The 23,713-nt window shown below is 42.9% G+C and carries 16 protein-coding genes; 5 read left to right on the plus strand and 11 right to left on the minus strand.

Going from position 1 to position 23,713, the window contains the following annotated elements:
- Positions 1–73 precede the first annotated feature (73 nt).
- On the minus strand, positions 74–418 hold the full coding sequence (locus F6K63_RS23350) for a hypothetical protein (RefSeq protein WP_287263247.1): 345 nt from the start codon (positions 416–418) through the stop codon (positions 74–76).
- A gap of 83 nt (positions 419–501) precedes the next feature.
- On the opposite strand from F6K63_RS23350, the gene F6K63_RS23355 reads away from it, so the two are divergent.
- Positions 502–732, plus strand: coding sequence for a hypothetical protein (locus F6K63_RS23355; protein WP_131826869.1), 231 nt, complete (start codon positions 502–504; stop codon positions 730–732).
- Positions 733–903: 171 nt separating this feature from the next.
- Here the strand turns inward: F6K63_RS23355 and F6K63_RS23360 are convergent, their stop codons facing one another.
- The 4 genes from F6K63_RS23360 to gntT form a co-directional block, all read right to left on the minus strand.
- Positions 904–1,167, minus strand: a complete 264-nt coding sequence (locus tag F6K63_RS23360) for a hypothetical protein (protein WP_008190074.1) — start codon at positions 1,165–1,167, stop codon at positions 904–906.
- A 416-nt stretch (positions 1,168–1,583) separates the two neighbouring features.
- Positions 1,584–2,366, minus strand: coding sequence for an SDR family NAD(P)-dependent oxidoreductase (locus F6K63_RS23365; protein WP_287313219.1), 783 nt, complete (start codon positions 2,364–2,366; stop codon positions 1,584–1,586).
- Positions 2,367–2,633: 267 nt separating this feature from the next.
- Positions 2,634–3,239 (minus strand): TetR/AcrR family transcriptional regulator, encoded by a 606-nt coding sequence (locus tag F6K63_RS23370; RefSeq protein ID WP_287313220.1) that lies wholly within the window; start codon positions 3,237–3,239, stop codon positions 2,634–2,636.
- A gap of 278 nt (positions 3,240–3,517) precedes the next feature.
- The gene (gntT, locus tag F6K63_RS23375) at positions 3,518–4,843 is read right to left on the minus strand and encodes a guanitoxin biosynthesis MATE family efflux transporter GntT (RefSeq protein ID WP_287313221.1); all 1,326 of its coding nucleotides are present in this window, start codon (positions 4,841–4,843) and stop codon (positions 3,518–3,520) included.
- A 296-nt stretch (positions 4,844–5,139) separates the two neighbouring features.
- On the opposite strand from gntT, the gene F6K63_RS23380 reads away from it, so the two are divergent.
- The 3 genes from F6K63_RS23380 to F6K63_RS23390 all read left to right on the plus strand — a co-directional run bounded on the left by F6K63_RS23380 (position 5,140) and on the right by F6K63_RS23390 (position 8,833).
- The gene (locus tag F6K63_RS23380) at positions 5,140–6,486 is read left to right on the plus strand and encodes a citrate/2-methylcitrate synthase (protein ID WP_287313222.1); all 1,347 of its coding nucleotides are present in this window, start codon (positions 5,140–5,142) and stop codon (positions 6,484–6,486) included.
- A gap of 416 nt (positions 6,487–6,902) precedes the next feature.
- The gene (locus tag F6K63_RS23385) at positions 6,903–8,405 is read left to right on the plus strand and encodes a tetratricopeptide repeat protein (RefSeq protein WP_287313223.1); all 1,503 of its coding nucleotides are present in this window, start codon (positions 6,903–6,905) and stop codon (positions 8,403–8,405) included.
- Positions 8,402–8,833: a hypothetical protein gene (locus F6K63_RS23390; protein ID WP_287296873.1), complete on the plus strand. Its 432-nt coding sequence runs from the start codon at positions 8,402–8,404 to the stop codon at positions 8,831–8,833. The genes F6K63_RS23385 and F6K63_RS23390 overlap by 4 nt, the downstream gene beginning before the upstream one ends.
- Positions 8,834–9,282: 449 nt before the next feature.
- Here the strand turns inward: F6K63_RS23390 and F6K63_RS23395 are convergent, their stop codons facing one another.
- From F6K63_RS23395 to acsF, 3 genes are all read right to left on the minus strand, one after another.
- Positions 9,283–10,734 (minus strand): BCD family MFS transporter, encoded by a 1,452-nt coding sequence (locus F6K63_RS23395; protein ID WP_287313224.1) that lies wholly within the window; start codon positions 10,732–10,734, stop codon positions 9,283–9,285.
- A 630-nt stretch (positions 10,735–11,364) separates the two neighbouring features.
- A complete protein-coding gene (locus tag F6K63_RS23400) occupies positions 11,365–12,174 on the minus strand; it encodes a hypothetical protein (RefSeq protein ID WP_287313225.1) in 810 nt (269 codons plus the stop codon).
- 212 nt (positions 12,175–12,386) lie between these two features.
- Positions 12,387–13,463 carry a magnesium-protoporphyrin IX monomethyl ester (oxidative) cyclase gene (acsF, locus tag F6K63_RS23405; protein WP_287313226.1) on the minus strand — a complete coding sequence of 359 codons (1,077 nt, stop codon included), beginning with the start codon at positions 13,461–13,463 and terminating at the stop codon, positions 12,387–12,389.
- 867 nt (positions 13,464–14,330) lie between these two features.
- Between acsF and F6K63_RS23410 the strand changes: the two genes are divergently transcribed.
- The gene (locus F6K63_RS23410) at positions 14,331–14,831 is read left to right on the plus strand and encodes a TerB family tellurite resistance protein (protein WP_287313227.1); all 501 of its coding nucleotides are present in this window, start codon (positions 14,331–14,333) and stop codon (positions 14,829–14,831) included.
- Between the two features lie 407 nt (positions 14,832–15,238).
- Here the strand turns inward: F6K63_RS23410 and F6K63_RS23415 are convergent, their stop codons facing one another.
- The 3 genes from F6K63_RS23415 to F6K63_RS23425 all read right to left on the minus strand — a co-directional run bounded on the left by F6K63_RS23415 (position 15,239) and on the right by F6K63_RS23425 (position 23,580).
- Positions 15,239–21,817, minus strand: a complete 6,579-nt coding sequence (locus tag F6K63_RS23415; RefSeq protein WP_287313228.1) for a non-ribosomal peptide synthetase — start codon at positions 21,815–21,817, stop codon at positions 15,239–15,241.
- A 442-nt stretch (positions 21,818–22,259) separates the two neighbouring features.
- Complete coding sequence (locus F6K63_RS23420) at positions 22,260–22,388, minus strand: hypothetical protein (RefSeq protein WP_287313229.1); 129 nt, start codon at positions 22,386–22,388, stop codon at positions 22,260–22,262.
- A 31-nt stretch (positions 22,389–22,419) separates the two neighbouring features.
- Complete coding sequence (locus tag F6K63_RS23425; RefSeq protein ID WP_287313230.1) at positions 22,420–23,580, minus strand: pentapeptide repeat-containing protein; 1,161 nt, start codon at positions 23,578–23,580, stop codon at positions 22,420–22,422.
- Positions 23,581–23,713: the final 133 nt, after the last annotated feature.

Consider the following 23,713-nt stretch of genomic DNA (forward strand, 5'->3'; position numbering starts at 1 on the left):
CCAACAAAGCTAGTGCAAATGTTGGGTTTGGTACCTCAACCAAACCTACAGGCTAAGGCGCACTTTATGCATGTTAAGAGTCTTTCCAACCAATGACTAATTTGGCGTACTTGATTTCTCCTTCCATATGTATGTCTGGGTATTTCTCATCCAGTTCCATCAAGAATAGTACAAAGGAGCGGGATTGAAGCTTGGCAGAGATATCCTCGAAGACTTCACTGACCCAGAACAGCTCCTCTTGGTCACAGGCATTGAGTATAGCCTTAGCCGTTATAAGATCCGAACCAATTACCTCGGTTAATTTTTCCCCGTAATCGGTGACTCTGGGATCGTTTACGTGTAGTTGAATCCTCTCTTTAAGGAGCCGCTTGACTTCTGCTATTTTGCTTTCCAGTAATTTAGGATTGTGGTTAGTCATTAGTTGGGAGTCTTTTTTAGATTTCTTTGATACTAGATTTTGAAGTGCGGAATGTAGATTCTGATCACCTTCAACAGTAAACCTTGGCCAAAAGGCCACGCTTCGCGAACAACCTGCTAACCTTGGCCAAAAGGCCACGCTTCGCGAACAACATCCTAACCTTAAACCTGCTAACCTTCAACCTTTTAACCTTCAACCTTCTAACCTTCAACATCCTAACCTTGGCCAAAAGGCCACGCTTCGCGAACAAACTCCTAACCTTAAACCTTCTAACCTTCAACCTGCTAACCTTCAACCTGCTAACCTTCTGCTAACCATAAAAAAAATAGCCGTAGAAATTATTTCCACGGCTGGCGGAAATCCACAGTAAGTCGATTTCACTACTTATGTTATGTGACTTTGTTCCATGACCAGTCCAATCCTTATCCTACTTGATTAGACCTGGTCTTATAGCTAGGGGGAAAACCCCCCAGCTGCTTAAAATCTTAATCCAGAATTAGGTACCTGGTCAAAGTACTAATCACTTCTCCAGGAATGCCACTCGGCTCAAGAGGAGTCCACTCATAAAGTTGTGCGTAGCCCTGGGTATACAGGGAATAGATAGTATTCATTACTGCCTTACGGGAGCCCTTAAGCCTGTGCTCAACCGGTTCTTTCTTCCCGAAAAAAATCTGAGAAGTATTCCCCGGAATTAGATACTCTGGATTATTGTCAGGATTCGGAACAAAGTCTGTAAACCTGATTAACAACTTGAATTCGTTTGCATATTATAATCATAATTATTATAATTATTTTTGTCAAGAGGTTTTATATTTGTTTTTAATAAAATAGGTATAAAAGTGTCATAATATTATAATATTGTGAGGAAATTTTGAAGTATGGTTATAGGAAATAAATAAGAAGAGTGTGGGGAGAGGTAAAAACTTTTTTAAGAGGTAATAAATATTAAGATAGCCTCTGAAATAGCCGCTACGCTATCGCTTTTTTTACTTTACTTTTACCTAGATTAATTATCAATTATACCCTTAATAAAAATCTGCCCATCTCCCTATCTCCTGATCTCCCTATCTCCTGATCTCCCTATCTCCTTATCTCCTGATCTCCTGATCTCCTTATCTCCCCATCTCCCCTTTTTTTATAAATATGAGATGCACCCTTATTAAGCCTAGTTATACTGATTCCGTCCAGCCATCACACCACCATCTACATCCCAGATAGCGCCAGTTACCCAACTCGCTTTCTCAGAAAGTAGATAAACAACAGCTTCAGCAATATCGGTAGGTGTTCCTACTCTGCCAATGGGATGGAAACTATTGAATCCTTCTAGGGCAGAATGGACTTGTTCTTTGGGGATAAAACCTTCGTAAATGGGAGTTTCTACTACTGCCGGAGATACCGCATTAACTCGAATATTATATTTGGCTAGTTCCATGGCTAAATGTTGGGTTAGGGAGTGTAAACCAGCTTTAGCCATAGAATAGGCAGAAGACGGAGTAGCTTCTATCGCTTGTTTCGCCCACATCGAGCCAATATTAACTATTGCACCAGGTTTGCCATTCTTAATCATATTTTTGACAATCGCCTGAGTGATAAAAAAGGTTCCTTTATTAATATCCAAATAGAGGTCATAATCCTTTTCTTCATACTCAATGAACGGTTTAGGGAGAAACACTCCTGCTGAATTGACTAGTAATGTGGCATCACTATGATTGGTATTTAAACGATTAATTAAATCATTCCTTATCTGTGGATCAGAGATATTAGCTAACTCACCCACTACCGTTCCATATTCGCTAAGTTCCTTTACTGCTTCTTCCAGTTTAGGCTGACGTGAGCCAATTAAAACCGCAGCACCACCCTGCTGAAGAATTAATTGAGCAACCGCTTTACCCATACCACTGGTGCCACCAACAACAATGATTTTTTGTCCGGCAAATGCTTGTGTCATGATTATCTCCTTAATTGATTGATTATGTTTGCTTACCTACTAAAAGGTAGATAAAGGAATAAAAAAAATTATTCCTTTATCAGCGATCAGTGGTCAGCCTTCAGCCGCGTAGGGTGCGTTAGGGACGGGCTTACCCTGATTTTCTCCCTAGCCAGTATTAGGATAGTCCGTCCCGTAACGCACCACCGGGTCAAACTGTCAGCTTATTTTATTCAACAGTTAAGTACCCTGGAACAGGCTTTGACGCTATTACCTGTAGCGCTTAAGCTAATCGCTAACCGCTGTTCGCGTAGCGTGGCCAAAGGCCTTTAGCTTATCTTCCAGACATGCACTAGTAATCTGATCAAAAGCAACACTACTATCTTCTGCAACACGGGCTAATAATTGCGCTCCTTGTAACATAGAAAGTAGCATTTTTGCTTCCACTTCCACCGATTTACTACACTGCCAAGCCTCGGTTTCACAGCCACTCTGCAATAGTTTAGCTAACCAAGATTCAGTGACAGAAAAGAAACTTCTGATCTCTACTTGGATTTCGGAATTTAAAACACTTAAATCTGCTGTCAACATTCCACACAAACAAATTTTATTGTCTTGCAAACCATCTCGATATAGATTCACAAACTCTCTCAATTGTGTTTGGGGTGTTTTTCCTTGTTGCTCAATCTCAAGACATTTCCGTGCGAAGTTTTTTTGGTATCGTTTCACTAATTCCTTTACCAAATCATCCTTGCTGGGAAAATGGTAATGGATACTAGCCTTACGAATACCTATTTCTTGGGCAATGTCCGCGTAACTAAAGGCGCTGTAGCCTCGGTTGCGCACCATGGATTGAGCTACCTCTAGGATTTGTTGAGCAGTTTTTTGTTTCATGACTTTATACTACCTACTACTAGGTAGATTTGTCAAGTACTTTTTTGGAAAGGGAGTCGGGAGTAGGGAACTTAGAATTTAGAATTTAGAATTTAGAATTTAGAATCGGGAGTCGGGAGTCGGGAGTCGGGAATCGGGAATCAGGGTAAGACACTTGACTGTACTTCCTGTACCTCATAACTATGATAAACACTATCAAAATCTTTCCTATCTCCCCATCTCCCCATCTCCCCATCTCCCCATCTCCCCACACTCTTCCCTATTCAACACTTATGGGATTAAATATTCTCAGACCTCATGGTTTTTGGGACTTGAACTGCCAGGGCTAAGGCTCTTACTCCCATATAACAACACATAGCCAGCCATAAGATTTGACTACTGTGGAACCACCAAGATGCTACAGCTACAGGGAGAAAACCAACAAGACTACCGGTTACAACACCTTTGCGAAGCAGAGCTCCTTCAGTTAAGCCCAAAAAATACCCATCTAACATAAAAGCCATAGAACTCAGTCCTAGAAAGGGAAGTAGCCACAGAAGATAATGGTGAAGTTCGTCAATTACCTCTCCATGATTGGTCATCAACCCAAACAGAGGATCTGGCAGGAGGACAAATAAGGAAGCTATGGTTAGTCCTATGCCGAGGCTGCTTGCTCCAGATAGGCGCAACAGAGAAGGAAATTTGTTGGTCAAGCCTTGACCGCGAAAGTTCCCTGCTATACTTTCCGTCGCAAAGGATAATCCTTCAATAAAGTAGAAGGTCACGATCATCACCTGCAACAGTAAAGTATTGATAGCTAGCACCATCGTGCCCAAATAAGCACTCAAATCAGTAAAGGCAGCAATGGTGATGGTTGAAGCAATAGAGCGTATCCAGATATTTCCATTCAACTTAAAAGTCGATTTTATAGCCTCTAGGTCGAAAATCCTGTCTACTAGCGCTAGCATTTGAGGATAGCCATTTTCTGTAGCTATGAAAATCATGCCCATAAGTAACATCAGATACTGGCCAGCCGCCGTAGCAAATCCAGCCCCTGCACTTGCCCAGCCCCAACGGATAATCAGCAGGTAATCGAGTATGATATTCGCTCCATTGCCAATAGCTGACAACACCAATACTTTGCTGCTCTTTTCCCGGCCTAGAAACCACCCGATTAAGACCAAGTTGAGTAGGGTTGCAGGCGCTCCCCAAATCCGAGCATTAAAGTAATCTTGTCCAGCAGCTTTAACCTCAGGTGCAGCGCTGAGTAGGGTAAAGCCAATCTCTCTAAGGGGATATTGTAACAAGATAATGAGTAGTCCGAGGGTTAAAGCAATTAAACCATTACGTAGAAGTACTAAAGTAACGCCATCTTGGTCAAAGCGTCCTTCCGCTTGAGCCGTTGGTCCGGTAGTGCCCATCCGCAGAAAGTTACAGTTGCGATAGACCAAGTTGAAGATAACTGTAGCTAGAGCAACCCCAGCTAAATAGTTAATATCTGCTAAGTGTCCCAAAAATGCGGTATCTACTAACCCTGCTAAGGGAATCGCGATGTTGGAGAGGATATTGACAGTAGCTAATCGCAGAAAGCGAAGATGAAACGTTTCAGTATTGTCTTTGGACATAAGGGGTCTTAATTACCAAAATCTAGCCAAAATTGTTGACTGTAAAATTTTCTTTTATTCTCACCATAAACAATTTTTTGCTGATCGTGTTTATTTTTGTTTACAATATGCTATATTTGGAGTGGATGCTAATCACAAAAGTTGCTAGTTATAGCAAAACTTTGTATCTCTTGATACCAAGAATCTATAAGTTAGTATAAACCCATACTAATTGGTGGGCTTTTGGATCCATTTTGAGATGTTTTTTGATAGCTCTGAAGTTAGCTGATCGATAGGATTATTAGGTGATTGTAAAAATGGAACATTCTCATCTCACTATCATCTTACCCGATGGTTCATCTCACCCTATTCCCATATACTTGACCAAGACAGGACAAACACTAATCTGTGGGAAAACAGTAGCAAAAACTACAGGCTATCAAATTTACGATTCCGAACTCAGGCACACAACTACTGAATTAGCCAGTCTAAGTTATTTAGATGCCGGAGCTCTAGAATTATACTACCGGGGGATTCCGATCCAATTAGTAGTCGATAATTGCGATTACTTAGATACCATTATTTTGTTATATGAATCACATCTCCCCAGCCAAGAGGAAAAACAATGGTTTAAGGAGCAACTGGCCAAAAACTCTCTTCTGGATCAGAAAATTATTAAGGGACTCAAGAGTGTAATCTCTTCCTTTTCTCCCCATGCTAATCCCGTCGCTATTCTAAGTTCTGGATTATCCTATCTTTCCGGAGAATGTTCTTTGCCTTTACGGAATCAAGGCGAACAGTTGGAAGCAATATTGAAGGCTCTTGCCATAACTCCTATTCTGGTAGGGATGATCCTACAACATGTTAAACAGCAGCCTTTGGTATTGCCCCAAGACGTTGGCTGTTATGGACAAAATTATGATTATATCAATAATCTCCTGGGGATGATCTGCGGTTTCGGTAAAGTAACCGATGAGCAACGCTCTTTGATGGATACACTGATGGTGTTGCATGCAGACGCTGGCTTGAGTCCCTCAACATTTGCTGCTAAACAAAATATTAGCAATGGTACGGGAATGTGGAGAAGTTTAATCTCCGCCTTAAACGCCTTATCTGGAGACAAACATGGGGGCGCTAATTTCAGGGTGTTGCAGATGTTTCAGGAAATTGCTGATGCTGATGGAGACCTAGAAGACAAGATCAGAAATTATATCCAGCAATCCCTGGATAAAAAACAGAAAATCCCTGGGTTAGGACATATTGAATTCAAAGGGATAGACCCTAGAGCCAGAATTCTCGGCAAAATCTGCAACCAAATGGTTGAAGAAGGAAAGGGAGATACTTTCATGCATATTGCGAGGGAAATGCATAAGCAAATAGATACTATTCCTTACTTCGATAAGATTAAACCAAACGTAGATTTTTATTCTGGTGTTTTATGGAAAAACCTAGGAATTCCTGATCAACTGATGACAGTTATGTTCTATTGCAGTCGCATTGCTGGTTACATCGCTAATATTTGCCTAGCTACCGAAAAATCTACTATTGTTTTCCCTAATCAAGCTTATGTAGGAAAAACAAATTTATTATTTAATGATGTTGAGCCAAGCAGTTCAGGAGTGATTCCCTTATTCCCTGCTCTTAAGCATTCAGCCGTGAGCTAAAAGCTCACGCTACGCGAACAGCTGTCAGCCGTCAGCCTAATCCTTAAAATAAACCCGGGAGTAAATGTAGGCTGGGCAGTGCATCACACCGATTCATTTGTTTGCGATCGCTTTTAGCGGCTCCTACGGAGCATCGCGTAGCGTGACCTACGGTCAATCGCATGACTACGCACTGCCCACCAACGGACTAGTTGATGTCGGTGGGCAGAAACACCTCCAGACGGGATTAACCATAATGTTAAGAATTAATACAGCAATAGCAACACTTAGTCATACAAATGGTAATATAGCGCTACTTTAGATTTATGCTGTGAATAAACCTCAAATTGCCATTAAGATTCCTCCAACCCTTCTCCCATAACTCAATAGCTGCTAGGTTGAGCAAACTGGCAGGTCAAAGACTGATGTGATTGTTGATGCGATCGCTAATTACCTTGACTGTGCTGAAAACATTCCCATCATTCAGACAATGGCTGAATTTGAGAGGAGGTTGGTGGAACGGGAGGCTGAAATTAGAGGGAAATCAGACGTCAAGTCAGCTTATGCCAGAAGAAACTCCTAAGACTAACTCTGCTATGTCAGAGTTAGAGTCTGCTATTCAACGTTATACTGATGCACTTACTAAACTTGAAGACACTAGCTCGTCAGGGAGCATCCCATTTTGGCAAATATATCTTTTTAAGTGGGCGGTAAAATCACAATCATACAGCTTAATGCGGTATGTTTCTTCCAAAGTGGGATCCTTCCGCTCGCCATCAAAAGAAATAGTTCTAGAGGTTTTGACTGCTCGTGATACGGTTCAAGCCAAATTAAGCAATCAATCACAGATTCCTACAGGAAGCTTGATTAAGGTTAACGATCTAGATAACCGATTAAAGAAAGAGAATAATAAGATTACCACAGTAGTCGATCTAACTGAATGGCATTCTATTTTGAACCCTAAAGTAGACGCTTGGTGGTGGTTCTTCAAACCTCCAAAGCATCGATGGGATTATCTTGACTGGCTATGGAAAATACTGACCGTTGTATTTCTAACATCGTCGTTGAGCTTAACAGTAGACATTTCCTCACGCTTTCTGACTGGTGGACCAGAGACCTTAGGGGCTTTTGTTACTGCTACTCAGAGCGTCCTAACACTATTGGCCGGTAGAAGCGCTTTAACAAAACCTGGACAGGAGTCAATCAAACGTGCTCTTACCCGTTTAAATATTCCTAAATATTTTTGGGAAGAAGTAAGTTGTGGCATTGCCTTCAGTATTTTACTAATTTCTGTTACCTTTCGTTTGTCATTACCTCAGATTGCCGTTTTTTACAAAAATCTTGGTGATCGATACATTGTTGAAAATAGTCCTCCGGAATTTGCTGCCGCCATATCAAGCTACAAACGAGCACTCTTCCTTAATCCTGATGACGTTGAACCTCATTATAAATTAGGATTAGTTTATGAGGAACTACAAGAAAATAAAAAGGCTTTATCTGAATACAAAATTGCTGTCCAAGATGACTTTGAAGTTGCTTATAATAACTTAGGAAGAATGTATATTCTCGACGAAAAATATTATCAAGCTAGTTCTTTATTACTACGAGGTCTAGACCTAATTGAAAATACTGACAATGATCAAGTGAAATACTATTTACTGAAAAACCTGGGGTGGGCTCGGCTAAAACAAAATCGCTATGCTGAGGCAAAACGTCATCTCCAGGATGCTATTAATTTAGATAAGGAAAAGGCTCCAGCTTACTGTTTGCTAGCCCAGGTACTAGAAGAAGCAGGTGAAAAAAACACGGAAATAATGAATAATTGGAGATATTGCCTGGGATATTCCTCCAGTTATAATATAGATCAAGACCAATGGATTGACCAAGCTAGACAGCGCTTAGAAACTGGGTTAACTAAACAGTTGCCCAATAAACAATGAAACACATAGTAGCTGCTTTTACAATCGTTGGTATTACCGTTGCACAAGGTTTTACCAATAAACTTATTGCCGATCAATTACCTCTAGGAACTGTGGACACAGCTCAGGGAGTGGGTAAGATCTTCCGCTTATCTGAAAACGTTTCCATTCCTGTATCGATAGGTGAAGAACTTTATCGTGGTGACTTACTAAGAATAGATAAGGGAGCTTATGTAGTCATTGAGTGCCACAACAACAACAACAACAACAAATGGACTATACCTGAATGGACTATACCTGAAGGTATTTTGGTGGGCGTGAATAATGGTTGTGAGCGACCAATCAACCCATTTAGCGGAAACCCTCCGAAGAAGGGTGGCTTCTACCCTCCTAATGATGGTCTTGGTCCATTTGGTGATAGCAAGGATGCTGGTACTGGTTCCAGGTAGCCCGAGCTTTCTACAGTGGAAAGGTAGCATATAGCGCAGGATTTCGTCAAGTGCATACAGTAGATGTAGGGTGGGCAGTGCATCAAACCGAGTCATGTGCTTGCCATCGCCAAAGTACCCACTGCCCACCCTACAATTAATCTGAGCTGACTTTTTAGGGACTTGCTTATAAAAAAAATACCAATTAAAGTAGGGTGGGCAAAGTTATCTTATCTAGAAGACTGATGTGAACCAAAATGTTTTTGCCCACCCTACAATTCATCTGAGCTGACTTTTTACCTCAATAGGGAACGCGCACCAAGAAAGCGATCGCATTTTAGAAGTTAGAAGTTAGAAGTTAGAAGTTAGAAGTTAGAAGTTAGAAGTTAGAATTCTAGATTTTTCATTCTTCATTCTTCATTCTTCATTCTTCATTCTTCATTCTAAATTCTAAATTCTAAATTCTGCCTTCAACCATCCAAATCCCCTTCCATCACAGCAGCGATCGCATGTTTAGCATTATCCTGGAATTCCTTAAAATTAACTTTACCTAGGAACCAAATTGCCACTATCATCCCTGCGGATTGGAGAGCAAACACGACACCATAAGCCAGGACTGGGGTAGTAAAAATTGCTCTACCTACATCAAGGATCACACCACCGCTGGCTACTGCTATGCCTCGTGACATGGCTTGCGCTAATCCCCATGCCCCCACAAAGGTGCCAGCCGCTTCTGCTGCGGTTAGGTCTAACATCAAACTGAGAGCTCCTGTGGTGGCGATACCAGTAGATAAACCAAATAAGAGTAAGGTTCCCTGGAATAGCTGAGCATTTCCGGTAAATCCTGACATAATAATCAAGATAAAGCAGATCGATACTGCTAGACAGCCTAATTGAGTGGTTTTGCGCTTACCCAAATTGGGAATTAGGAAAAAGCCAGTGGCGCTCAAGCTCATCAACATCCCAATCCCCCAAAAGCTATTCAGTAGAGAGGTTTCAGGAATTGACATATTAAAGACCTCTCCCCCATAGGGTTCTAGCACCGCTTCCTGGAGAAATAGGCTGATGGTCATGATCACCAAAAAGGTGAAAAACAGGCCAGTTTGGGGACTAGCAGTTAATAGTTTTAGGGATTGGCCCAAGGTAATCTGGTCTTCGCGATTCGCTAGGATAGAACGGGAAGAATAGCGCGAGTATTTTTTCTCGATTCCAAAGGTGGCTAATACCGCTAGCCCCAAGACGATTAAGGGTACGAAGAAAAACAGCCCAGTAATCGATGACCGCAATACTTCTAGGGATGCATCAATATTATCTAATCGCTTCAGCAAAATTTTGCTGCTGATGCCGCCAATCGCAATACCCACAGTCATCATTGACCAGATAATACCGATTAATTTGCCACGGTTGTCTTCATCAGAAATATCCACTAATAAGGTAAAAAAGGTAGTGGAACTCATACTTAGGGCTAGACCGTATAGACCAAAAACTAGAGCCCCAAGAGCGACCCAACTATAAGCTGGAATTGACCATGTCCAACCTCCAGCCCCTTCGACGACATTGCCCAATTGCCAAGTGATTTGTACCGCTAAGGATAGGATAATCATAAATAACCCGCTTCCCATCCAGACGTAACCAGTACGGTGATATCCCAAGACGGGTTTGGTATCCGAGAGCTGACCAAACCATACCCGGGCTGGGGCAACAAACAGCGAAATGGCTAGGAGGCTCGCGGTAATTGAGGCTGGAATACCTAGCTCGTCGATCATCACTCGGTTGAGCACTCCTAGGGTGAGCACTGCCAAGATACCTAATCCCATCTGGAATAGACCAAGCCGGAACATGGTAAATAGATTAATCTTGGGAAGTATTTGGTGCTTTGCTGAGGAGGGAAGCTCAGACTTGCCTAAATTACTGGTTTTCATCGGTAGAGTTTTAGTTTAGGGGAGAGAGGGAATCGGGAATCGGGAATCGGGAATCGGGAATCGGGAATCGGGAATCGGGAATAGTAGGAAAGAGATCCGAGGATTGTTTGGTGTTATGACAAATCAGCATTGGGTTTCATGATCAATTTGGATATGTTATAGGTAAATGCTATAGCTAAATGGCTTAGATCAAATCCCTAAATGGGTTAGCTTAATGGGATCGATAAATGCGATTGGCCGTAGGCCACGCTACGCGAGCGCGCTCTTGGTTAGCTTAATAGAATAGGGATAGCAATTGATGTAATTGTGTTTACCAACTCAAGGCACTAATCATTGCTCAAACCTTTAGCTGATCTGCTTTTCAATTCCCTGATCCAGGGAATTTTTTTATTCTCTGTACCTAGCGCTATCAATGGGATTGGCCTTGGCCAAAAGGCCACGCTACGGGAATGGCCACGCTACGGGATGAAGCGAAGCTTCCGCGCTGGTGCGATTGACCCTAGGTCACGCTACGCGATCGCTCCCGATTCCCGACTCCCGATTCCCGACTCCCGACTCCCGACTCCCGACTCCCGAACCAGATGTAAAAAACCTACCCCTGTAAGCCACACTACCCACCCTATCAAAATCTCAAGGCATCCATTCCAACCCAATCCCCACCCGACTATCCTTATTTTCGATAGAATTCTGTTTCTGAATATCCGTAGCAAGGCGCAAATTGGGAGTAATCGCATAACCAAAGGAAAGGGTTGTTATCCCGACCTCCTCACTACTGCCAATAGACACAAAACTCTGAGTGAAGGAAATATCTGCTGCACCAGTGCGAGACAAAACCAATAGCAACCGCGCTCCCACATTTACCCCATCGGTAGAGTAACCATCAGTCTCCAAATTGCGATAACCCACCATCGGGGCAACATTGAAATAACTCCCTAAGGGCCGAACATAATACCGCAAATCGACCCCAAAGGTTTCTCGCTCACCATTAAAGGAAGCCTGATAATCCCCACTCACCGTCAAGCCAGAATTACCAATAAACACATCTTCCACTCCCACATTCACCCCTGCGGCTTGTCCATTAGAAGGAAACTGGGAGTAACCCAATCGCAACCGAGTGCGAAAACTGGGTTGATTGCGAATATCCTGCCAAACATCCGGCACCTCCTCTAGCCAACGCTGTAGCACCGGACTGCCTTCGATTATCTCTGGACTTAAATCCAACTCCTGGGCTGCTGAATTACCAGGAGGATCAGACTGGGGGGACTCTGGTAACTTATCTGGAGTAGCCTGAGGGGGATTACCCTGGGTTTGCTCTTGGTTTTCTGTAGTCGAGTCCGGTACTGGCACCGTTTGACTCCCAGCTCGGTAAGCAACTGTGAAGGTAAACGTTAGTCCCAGTAAGCCCGTTTTTAGATACTTAAGTCCCAAATTTTTCAACACTCAACAATACAAAATACACTAACAGAACTGACGCACCTATACCGATAAAACTTCTGTTATTCTTGTATCATTTCCGGATTTAAGGGAATAGGGAATAGGGAGCAGGGAGCAGGGAGTAGGGTGGGGAGATGGGGAGAATTATCAAAAAAAAAGTGATCCTACCTAATGTAGAATCACCACAAAAACGAAGCTAACAGTTAGCGGAGCAAACTTTAGATCATAGAACCTTGTTTAGCCGTCATATCAATGGGCTTAATCAGGTACAATTTCAGGAGCTGCCAGGCATTAGACATGTAGAGGGGCAACTTCTGGAATAATTGCAAAAACTTAGGTGTATTGGAGTTTGCGATCGCTCTTAGCTTATCATTATTCCGGACACAAATCTCCAGACGCTCATAAAATTCCGGATGGTCTACATCCAGAACAACTGGGAAGACCCGTCCTGAGGTTTCGTTAGTCTTCTCAATCACATACTTATCATACTCACGAGCATCTAAACCAATGGAGGCATAAAATCCATACCGCTGAACATCATTCAGATACATAGTGGCAAACACCGACAGCAAGAAGAATCGGGACCAAAGCTTAGCCTTCCAGTCATTCAGCGTATCCGGCTGGGCTCTCATCAGCGCATCAAAGAAATCCCCGTGACGGTTTTCATCCTGACACCAGTTTTCAAAGAAGCGGAAAATTGGATAGACCCGGTCTTCAGGATGGGCTTCTAAATGGCGATAGATCGTAATATACCGCCAATAGCCAATCTTCTCAGACAGATAGGTAGCGTAGAAAATAAATTTTGGCTGAAAGAAGGTGTACTTCTTGCTCTTAGTCAGGAATCCCAAATCCAGCTGTAGATTGAAATCTGACATAGCCTTGTTCAGGAATCCCGAATGACGTGCTTCATCACGAGACATCAGGAGAAAGCACTCTGCCAGCACAGGATTTTTATTCTTTAAGCGCCGTCCCAATTCCTTATACAGCAAGAAACCAGAGAATTCCGCTGTGCAGGAACGTTCTAGAAACTCAACAAATAACCGGCGTTTTTCCCCATCAATATGGTCCCAGGATTGATTAAACTCCTCATCCCGGACAAAATGGTGACGATTGTAGTCAGCTCGAAACTCTTCCAGGATGGCTTCCAGTTCATCCTGATTAGGCGAGAGATCCATCTTCGCCATTGCTTCAAAGTCAGTAGTGTAGAACCGGGGAGTTAGGATCGTGTCCTTCGCCGGTACCTTTATACCGGGTCGGATTTCATCAAAATCAGGTTTTTTAAGGGAATCTACCATCTTAAGCTTTGCTCTTTGTCGCTTGTTTGTCGCTTGTTATAGTTGCTTACCATTCTCGGTGGCCTGGTGTGGACAGATCCGGGTCACTCAACCCAGCCCAAACCAATGACAATGACCTAGCAATCGGGATCAGCTCGTGAAACCGAGAAAGATTCCCCACACAGGGGACACAAGGAAACACCTTGCCCCAGGGTCAGCTTCACCAATCAATAACGATTGCTATCTATTGCTATAGATATATTGCTTCCTGAGTGTACCAGGGTATTGGTGATCTCAACCGCCTGTTTAGGTTAAGAGTTACAACGTAATTTAAAGTTTTATCACATTTTGCCCCTGCCGTAGCTTAAACCTGAAGGCTTAAGCAAAGCTCAAGGCTTAAGTAAACCTGAAGCCTTAACCAAACCTGAACCGTGAAAGCTGTTACATAACTTAAATAAAAGAATTATTTAATAAAGTTATTTAATAAAGTTATTCAATCAAGTTATTACCTTTTTCGTTATCATCTTTATAGTTTTGATTTAACAATGGGGATTTTCAAGGGGGAACCGTTTCGACTCCCCCTTTTTTTTAGGTAAGTATAAGCGCTACGCGAACAGCTGTCAGCTATCAGCGTGTCGCGTATCAGCGTGTCGCGTATCAGCCAATAATTACTGAATGCTTAAGTTTTATAGAATAGGGAACAGGTAAAAAATATTGTGTATTTCATTACTATTATAAACGCGATATTTTCTATATAAAATGGTTGGGTATATTGAGGATTTTTAAGCGTTCGCGTAGCGCATATACTTACATTGAGTTGACAAATTGCACTAAAGTTGGTTGAATCAAACTGAATATGCTCAAAACCAATAAAAAAAGTAGAAAAACATGACCAGTGGAAAAACTGTCCAACTCAGCAAATATGCTGAGCGTAAATATGGCTTTTCTTCTAACACTTCAGTTGATTTGGAGGTGGGGGTAAATTACGGCTGCGCCTTATTGGCGATCGCCGGAGCGGATGGAGAGCTCGCAGAAGAAGAATTACAGTGGTTTATTGACGAACAAGAAATGATGGCGGAACACTCTGAAGCTGTTGAAGAGTACATTGAAACCCTCCGCAAATTCGATTGGAAAAATGCTAACATTGAAGAGCTATTGAGTGGAATCAAGTATGATTTTTCATTGAATTTTCGCCGCTGTATATTGTACCAAGCGATCAAAATGAGTCGAGCTGATGGCAGCTACCATGAAAAAGAAAAAGCAGCGGTGGCTAAAGCAGCGGAAATTTTAGGAGTTGAACCCAGCGTGGTTGTTAGCCTAGAGTCCGTGGCGGAAATGGAAGAGACAACCGATCGACTGCGGATTGCTTTATTTGAAACAGATGGTTAATTCGGCGTTGCTTAATAATGGAATGGTTTTAACAGTGAGGTAGAATGGGCATCTTGCCCGTTCGAGATCTTTTGGTGCGGGCAGGATGCCCACTCTACTTATATTCATTCCGCCCCTCAGCAACGCCGTTAATTCTGGTTGACAGGTTTTTAAAGAGGATTTCGATCTACTTGTCTTATCAATAAATTAAAATCCTCATCAACCAGCAGTGGTTATATAACAAAGGGAACAGGGAACAGCGGATCTGGGAGTAGGGAGTAGGGAGTAGGGAGTAGGGAGTAGGGAGTAGCGCTGCATCGCTTATTCAAAAGCACTTCAAGTAGCACCATCTGTAGCCCATGAGCTAAGAGCTGAATGCTGAATGCTGAATGCTGTTCGCGTAGCGTGCGCGTAGCGCATATGCTTACTTATCTTTGCAACACATAGCCATCACAATGTAAGTCTGCTGCCTGAAACCCAAACTGTTCTAAACCTTGATAATGCTGAACACTAGTTTCCAGATTCAGGAATCCTACAGTGGGTTCCATGTAATCAAAACGAGAAGATAGGAGACTCGACATAACGCATCCGGTTATATCCAGGGGATTGGTTTGCCGAGAATAACCTTGCCATAAATGTTTGTCTATGCTGTTATCGACCGCTTTTGGTAGATAAATGACTGTTTCTATCGGGTGAGGGGCTTGCAGCATTCCTCCTTCAGTAAACAGAATATCTTTGTGCTCTTCAAAGCGTTTAATTGCTAGTTCTGACGAGAAGCAGTGAGGGCCAGAATCATCCACAATTAAAGTACCGGGTTTAAGCCGGTTGATGTCGAGGATATCTGGTACATTAGTAGCACCAATTATTAAAGTTGCGTCATAGATTTCTGGCGGGAGTTCAGACCCAGATGGGGCAATCCGAATCTGACCTCGAAAGCCATAATCAGAGACTAATTCTTGTTCAATCTTTTCTAAAAACTCCCGTTTACTGTAGACATCACAAAGGAGAATTTCTGTAGGATGGGGTAAGCTTTTTAACATCAGACGAAGGGTACTAATCCCAACTGAACCCAAACCGATGAAAGCGACTTTCTCCTGCTCTAAAGACCGCTGGCTGACCTGTAAAATTTTCTTAATGGTCAGGACAACAGTAGCGCAGGTGGTAGCGTGTCCTGTAGTAATTTTCGGTAAGTCATTGCGCCCCTCAATAGCTTTGACAATGGCACGACCGTAATCTGTTGCTGAGGGAATCAAGCCTGTTAAGGAAACGGTTTTAGCACCGATTCGCCCTGCCATTTCCAAAGCTTCAACAGATAGTTGTACGAGTTTTTGTGAGTCCCGGTATAGTCGGTCTTCGAAGATCGGAAGAATTAAGCCCCCTATCCGACCCAATTGAGTCTGCATAATACAATACCACATCGCCAGGTTATCAAACCAATCTTCAAGGATTTGATCGCGACTCAAACTGGTTTGTTTTAGGAATGACATGGGAATATAACCTAGAGCAGCTGCATCTACTGATGCTAGTTTACCTAAAGCAAATAAGGAGAGTAATGAGCGCTTTTCTAGCTGTATAAACTGAGATAATTTTGTGGTTTGGTTTAACGATTTAGTTGTAGTTTTATCAAGTTTATTTTGGGGGTTTTCTGGGTTCAAAGATGTATCTAGACTGGGTAACTGATTAGACTTCTTGCCAAAGTATTTTTCTGATAGTGTTTCCGTCAATTCTTGTCCACTGTTCCCTGTTCCCTGTTCCCTGTTCCCTACTTCTGCAAGAAGTATATTGATAGCTGCAGCTAATTCTGCTATGGTAGGGTGCTGAAATAGAACCTTGACTGAAACGTTACGGTTTATCTCTTCCTCTAGCTTAGATACCAGAAATGCAGCTTGCAGGGAACTTCCTCCCAGTTCAAAGAAATTATCATTGATGCCCACCCTTTTTAATCCCAAGACTTCTGCCCAAATAGAGGCTAGAATTTTTTCCATAGGTGTCTGAGGTGCAACAAATTTATCTTCCCCTACCTGACTGAAGCTATCTGGTGCGGGTAAAGCGCGACGGTCTACTTTACCATTCGGTGTCAGTGGCAGTGCTTCCATTAGCACAAAAGCACTCGGTATCATATAGTCTGGTAGTTTGGTCTTGAGGAAGTCCCTTAAGTTGCTAATGGCAACTTCGACTTTGGGAACAACATAAGCTACGAGCCGTTTGTTGCCAGGTGTGTCTTCTCGGTCAATGACTACCCCACAGAGGACATCGGGGTGTTGTGTTAGTACCGCTTCAATTTCTGAGAGTTCGATGCGGAAGCCACGAATTTTGACTTGGTGGTCGATGCGACCGAGAAATTCAATGGTTCCATCGGGTAAGTAACAGGTTAGATCACCAGTTTTGTAGAGGCGTGAGCCCGATTCGTTGCTAAAGGGGTTGGGGATAAATTTTTGCTCGGTCAGGTCTGGGCGGTTGAGATAGCCTCGGGCTAACCCCACACCGCCAATATGAAGTTCCCCTGGTACGCCGATCGGAACAGGTTGAAGATGTTTGTCGAGGATATAGATTTGCGTATTGGCAATCGGACGACCGATGGTTAGCTTCTGGTTGCTGTCAGTAAATTCAGCAACAGTAGCACAGACTGTATACTCACTAGGGCCGTAGGCGTTGAAGAATCTTCGCTCTTTTGACCATTTTTTAACCAACTCTTGAGGACAAGCCTCTCCTCCAACAATAATAGTCTGTAAAGTAGGTAAATCCTCACAGGTCAGTGTGGCTAACGCCGAGGGAACCAGAGTAATATGGCTAATAGAATGCTTTTGTAATAGCTCTTTTAAATCAGAACCTAAGCGTGTTGATTCGGTCGGCACAAGGCACAATCGCGCCCCAGAACATAAAGCCATCACAATTTCCCATATTGACCCATCAAAACTGATGGAGAACAACTGCAGAACCCGACTGGTCGTTCTGAGATCAAAAAGTCGAATGTTCTCTAGAGCTAAATTGCACAGTCCTTGGTGAGTAACCAGAACTCCTTTTGGTTTCCCTGTGGAACCGGAGGTGTAAATTACATAAGCCAAGTCCTTAGAGGTTACGCCACTGACTGGATTTTCTTCACTTTCAGTAGCCATCACTTCCCCATCTGAATCTAAACTAATAACAAGTCCTTGATATTCCGGTAGGATTGCTTTTAAATGACTCTGAGTCAGTAAAACAGAAACCCCGGAATCCTCAAGCATATAGGCAATACGCTCAGTGGGATAAGTTGGGTCAATGGGAACATAAGCACCACCAGCTTTGAGGATGCCTAACAATCCCACTACCATTTCCAAAGAATGGTTCAAGAACAATCCCACCATTGCATCGGGTTTAACCCCTAATTTTTGCAGATAATGGGCTAATTTATTGGCACGATTATTTAAATCCTGATAGGTTACTTGTTGGTTTTCAAACACTACCGCCACTGCTTGTGGTGTCTTTTCTACTTGTTCGTAAAATAATTGATGGATACACTTATCTTGAGGATAATCTCTCTTGGTATGGTTCCATTCTACCAACAACTGATCCTGTTCTTTTGCTGTTAGCAGAGGTAAGTCAGAGATGCTTTGGTTGGGATTAGTAAGAATTTCCTTAAGCTCGGTAATCAAATGCCCCAACATCCGCTGGATTGTAGGGTGATCAAACAAATCGGTTCTGTACTCGATCGCAACAACGATACCCTCTACTCGTTCTTCGACACTAAACGTCAGGTCAACCTTGGAAATGCCAGGATCCACTTCCCACTGGCTTACCGTCCAGGGCCCGTTTTCTTCGGTTAAAGGAGGTTCAAGGGCAAGCATCACCTGGAAAAGGGGATTTCGACTGACTTGGCGGCGATCGGTATCAAGGGCGTTTACTATTTTCTCGAAGGGCAAATCTTGATGGGCGTAAGCGGACAAAATGACATTTCGAACTCGTTTTAATAGTTCTCGAAAACTAGGGTTACCGCTGAGGTCGCTACGCAAAACTAAAGTCTTGAGAAAGTATCCAATTACTCCTTGTAATTCTGGTCGGTTACGTTGGGAGGTAACAGTACCAATGACAATATCTTCTTGTGCTGAATAGCGATAAAGTAGAACATTGATAGCTGCTGCTAGGGTCATAAATAAGGTGACCCCCTCTTTTCGACTAAAATTGTTGAGCTGTTCGCTTAACTCTTGTGAAAGTGTGTAACGCAGCAATGAACCGGCAAAGCTTGTTTTTGAGGTGGGGGGACGGTCGGTGGGAAGTTGTAACTGGGGTAAATTTTCCAGTTTTTTCTGCCAGTATGCCAGCTGATTCGAGATAATTTCTCCCTGTAACCACTGTCGCTGCCAAGCTGCAAAGTCGGCATATTGTATGGTTAACTCTGGCAAAGGTGAGGGTAAGCCTTGACAAAATGCTCTATAAATAGTTTCTAATTCTGGCAACATTATGTAGCCCATAGATTCCCCGTCTACCAGAATATGATGTGCTGCCAAGTAGAGCCGATAGTCTGTGGAACCAAGCTGAATTAGAGTAGCTCGCAGCAACGGTTTTTTGGTTAGGTCAAAGGCTTTGCGAACCTGTTCGGTCGCAATTCGCAATGCTTCTGTTTCCCGTTCCGTCTCAGGAAAGTCTTGCAAATCGATGACGGGCAAGGTAAAAGCAGATGGCGGATGAATTTCCTGGATTGGCAGACCGTTGACTACTGGATAAGTGGTTCGTAGAATTTCATGACGGCGGATGAGTTCTGTCAAACTCGCTTCCAATGCCGGGATATCGATTGCTTCTGCTAAATCAATGGTAAAGGTTTCGTTGTAGAGGGGTTCTTCTGGAGCTAACTGGCTCAGAAACCACAATTGTTCTTGGGCAAAGGATAAAGGAATGGTTTGCTTTCGTGAAATTGGTTCCAGGGGTGGCTGTTGATGCGATCGCTCTGAGTCACGAACTTCTGTAACGACCTTGGCTAACTCTGCGACTGTGGGAAACTCAAATAAGGAATTCAGTGGTAATTCCACCATTAGACGCGATCGCACTAGCCCGATAATTTTGATAGCTAATAGTGAATGTCCCCCTAATTCAATCAAGTTGTCGTGGACTCCGATGGGAGAAACACCGAGAACGTCTGACCAGATTTCGGTCAATTCCAGTTCCATGGAGTTACGAGGGGCAACAAAACTGGTTTCACTTACCCAACTGGAAGTATCGGGGGCAGGTAAAGCACGGCGATCAACCTTTCCATTTGGAGTCAGGGGCATTGCTTCCAAAATAACAAAGGCCGAAGGCACCATATAGTGGGGGAGTTTACTCTTGAGGAAGTCCCTTAAGTTGCTAATGGTGAGTTCGGAGGCGTAGGGTGCGTTAGGGACGGGCTCCCCTTGATTTTCCCCCTCTTGACATCGGTTGAGAGAGCCCGGCCCGTAACGCACCACAGGCAAGATGCCCGTTCCACCCACCGGCTCAAACAGCAAAAGTGAGATCGACCCGGAGTTAGGAACAATATAAGCTACGAGCTGTTTGTTACCAGGATTATCTTCCCGAACAATAACTACCACTTCTGCTACTTCGGGATATTGGATCAGGGTTGCTTCAATTTCTGAGAGTTCGATCCGCAAACCACGAATTTTAACCTGATTATCGATGCGTCCGACAAACTCAATATTTCCATCAGGTTTGTAGCGGCCTAAGTCACCTGTTTTGTAGAGGCGTGACCCCGGTTGATTGCTAAAGGGGTTAGGGATAAATTTTTGTTCAGTCAGGTCTGGACGGTTGAGATAACCTCGGGCTAACCCTGCTCCCCCGATATGGATTTCTCCTGCAACACCAATGGAAACAGGTTGGAGGTGATTGTCTAAGATATAGATTTGTGTGTTGGCAATCGGGCGACCAATGTCAGGTGAGGCAAAATCCTGTTGGTCAGATGATTTAACTAGCCCAGAAGTGGTCACCACCGTATTCTCCGTTGGCCCGTAGTTGTTGACCAACTTAAACGGAATAGAATTGGAGGGAAAGCGAGACAGTTTATCACCACCTGTCAGCAGAATCCGCAAAGCAATATTTTCTGGCCAATCCAGAGATAACAACTTTTCTGCTAGGGGGGTGGGGACAAACGTAATTGTTATTTGCTTTAACACCAGCCAATCCCGCAGCTTTTCTGGGTCAAGAATAGTCTCAGCTTTGACCAGATATATAGTGGCTCCCGCTGTTAGGTAAGGCCACAATTCCCAGACTGAAGCATCAAAAGCGGTTGCGGCTATCTGAGTGGAGCGGTCTGATGATGCGATCGCAAAATTTCTTTGGTGCCAGAAAACTAAGTTGATAAGTCCAGAGTGAGGAATTAAAACTCCTTTAGGTCTGCCCGTTGACCCCGAGGTGTAAATCACATAGGCTAAGTTATTCGGTTTTGTTTGATTGACAGGGTTTTCTTGACTTTCTGAGGTAATAACATCCCAATCGGCATCCAACAAAATCACCTGGGCAAGACTTGAGGGGAGTGCTTCAACCAACTTAGATTCTGTTAACAAAACTGATACTGATGAATCTTCCAGTATATAATCCAAGCGCTCTTGAGGATAAGCTGGGTCAATAGGAACATAAGCCCCACCTGCCTTAATAATCCCCAACCATCCCACCACCATCTCAATTGAACGCTCGACACAAATCCCCACCAAAACTTCTGTACCAACTCCCTCCGATTGTAAATAATGGGCTAATTGATTTGCCCGACAATTTAACTCTCGATACGTTAATTGTTGGTCTTCAAATACTACCGCTACTGCATCGGGATTCTTTTCTACCTGTTCTTCAAATAACTGATGAATACATTTATCCTTGGGATAATCTGTTGCTGTATCGTTCCATGCCACCAGTAGTTGATGACGCTCTTTTTCCGTCAATAATGGTAATTCGGTAACCCTAGGAAACGCGCAAGATGCCCATTCCACCTTTTCAGGAGTTGCAGCGCCTCTACAATATTCCCTTTCCCCAAGCTCTCCTGTGGTTTGGTTCTGTGTTTTATTCATTAACACCTGTGCCCTTTATTTTATTTATAGACGTTGCCTAATTTAGTGGTGATACTGCCAACAATTGATTCAGATGTTGACTCAAAAAAAACAGATTATATAATAAATAATAGCCATCTCATATTACGAAATCATTCAGCCAATGTCCAACGCCTATTTATAAGCTTACCAAGTTCTATATTTTTGGTAAAATTTACTAGTTTAAACCCATGGGTGTATCTCATATTTGAAAATGTTGGGCGGCAGGAAACGGGCAAGATGCCCATTCCACCAAGATACCCATTCCACCCAACGGGTGAAACAGCTTTAATGAGATTCACCCTCCTTTACCCTTACACTCCTTTTTATGTCAGACTTATAAATAAACCACTTTTTTTAATATTTGGGTTTTAGATGATGAGGGAAAAAATTCTGTGTACCTCATTACTATTATAAACGCTATCTATTCTAGAGGAAATAGTTGGGGATATTGAGTATTTGTAAGCGATCGCGTAGCGTGACCTAAGGTCAATCGCGTAGCGTGGCCTACGGCCAATCGAATTTTCTGGTTTAAGCTTACCGGATTCCACAAGATTATCAGCACCCCCTAATTTCGGTCATCCCTATCTTTTGCTAGGGGTTAAACTTTCAGAGCGATCCCCTGGCAAATCCTCAAAAATTGCCCCTCGTTTAATTAGGTCACGCTTCATCGATTCATCAATTCCTGAGTTATATCCGAATCGGGCATTTTTAACTTTAGCACGACTAAGCTTGGCATCACTAAGGTCAGCATCACTCAGGTAGGCTTCACTGAGGTCGGCATAAATCAGGTAAGTACCCCTCAGGTAGGCATGACTTAGGTTGGCACTACTGAGGTAGGCACCACTCAGGTAGGCTTCACTGAGATCCGCTTCACTGAGATCCGCTTCAGTCAGGTCGGCAAAAATCAGGTTGGCATCCTTTAGATTAGCACGAATCAAGTCAGCACTACTGAGGTCAGCTTCACTGAGGTCGGCACCAATCAGGTTGGCATCACTGAGGTCAGCATCACTCAGGTCAACACCGTTTAAGTCTCGACCCACAGCTCCACGGCTAGCAATCTCTTCCACTAGACGCCATTTCTGATCAAACTCGTTTTTTTGATCATCCTCTGACGTTTCCCTCAAAATTTCAATATCTTGAACAGGAAAACTGCTTAATTCTTTCAGTTCTCCTGATTCTATCCGAGATATAAGCTGTTCGATATCCTCTGGAGAACCCTCTATAATTAATCGGATGCTGCCTGGTTGAATATCAATAATGTTTATACTGTCTCCTGAATAGGCTCGTAAAATAGATTGAATAAATTCTAAATTTTTAACTGAATCTATATCCCCTTCTAATACGATAGAAGCTTTAATTGTTTGACTTTGTTTATCGATTACAGTCACTTTGCGCCTAGGTGCTTGCCCTGGCTCGACCCCCTCCAACAGCTCTGAGCTACTGCCATCATTTCTGGTTAGCTGTTCCGATTGTTTTTCATCTGGTATTTCCGCGATGTCTCTCCAGTCTAGTTTCAGTCCATCGCATATTCGTTTAAAGGAATCCAGCTGAATTGGCTTGGATTGAAAAAACTTTGTTACTGTACTGCGACCTATAAGTCGTGACTTTGCTAAGTTACTTTTAGACTCAAATCCTAGCCTAATTAAAGCTTTTTCGGCTTTTTCTATACTTTTTGACGAGGCGGTGATAGTTAGTTTTCTATTTCTTTTGACTTCGGTGAGCAAATCCATCTGAGTATCCATCAATCTTATTACATACTTTTTTGAAAGTAGTAAATCCTTTGGACCCTTGTTTTTATAAAATGTCATCGTCTAGCTAATTTTTTATAACTATAGCAATAGCTGTAATGGTGTTACCTAATTCAAGATAGTAAGC

It is taken from the genome of Moorena sp. SIO1G6 (assembly GCF_010672795.1).
In the GTDB taxonomy this organism is placed as follows: Bacteria; Cyanobacteriota; Cyanobacteriia; order Cyanobacteriales; family Coleofasciculaceae; genus Moorena; species Moorena producens.

Coding starts and splice junctions, on each gene's coding strand:
- F6K63_RS23350 (WP_287263247.1), bottom strand. CDS start 418: ATGACTAACCACAATCCTAAATTACTGGAAAGCAAAATAGCAGAAGTC.
- F6K63_RS23365 (WP_287313219.1), bottom strand. CDS start 2,366: ATGACACAAGCATTTGCCGGACAAAAAATCATTGTTGTTGGTGGCACC.
- F6K63_RS23370 (WP_287313220.1), bottom strand. CDS start 3,239: ATGAAACAAAAAACTGCTCAACAAATCCTAGAGGTAGCTCAATCCATG.
- gntT (WP_287313221.1), bottom strand. CDS start 4,843: ATGTCCAAAGACAATACTGAAACGTTTCATCTTCGCTTTCTGCGATTA.
- F6K63_RS23380 (WP_287313222.1), top strand. CDS start 5,140: ATGGAACATTCTCATCTCACTATCATCTTACCCGATGGTTCATCTCAC.
- F6K63_RS23385 (WP_287313223.1), top strand. CDS start 6,903: ATGCGATCGCTAATTACCTTGACTGTGCTGAAAACATTCCCATCATTC.
- F6K63_RS23390 (WP_287296873.1), top strand. CDS start 8,402: ATGAAACACATAGTAGCTGCTTTTACAATCGTTGGTATTACCGTTGCA.
- F6K63_RS23395 (WP_287313224.1), bottom strand. CDS start 10,734: ATGAAAACCAGTAATTTAGGCAAGTCTGAGCTTCCCTCCTCAGCAAAG.
- acsF (WP_287313226.1), bottom strand. CDS start 13,463: ATGGTAGATTCCCTTAAAAAACCTGATTTTGATGAAATCCGACCCGGT.
- F6K63_RS23410 (WP_287313227.1), top strand. CDS start 14,331: ATGACCAGTGGAAAAACTGTCCAACTCAGCAAATATGCTGAGCGTAAA.
- F6K63_RS23415 (WP_287313228.1), bottom strand. CDS start 21,817: ATGAATAAAACACAGAACCAAACCACAGGAGAGCTTGGGGAAAGGGAA.
- F6K63_RS23425 (WP_287313230.1), bottom strand. CDS start 23,580: ATGGATACTCAGATGGATTTGCTCACCGAAGTCAAAAGAAATAGAAAA.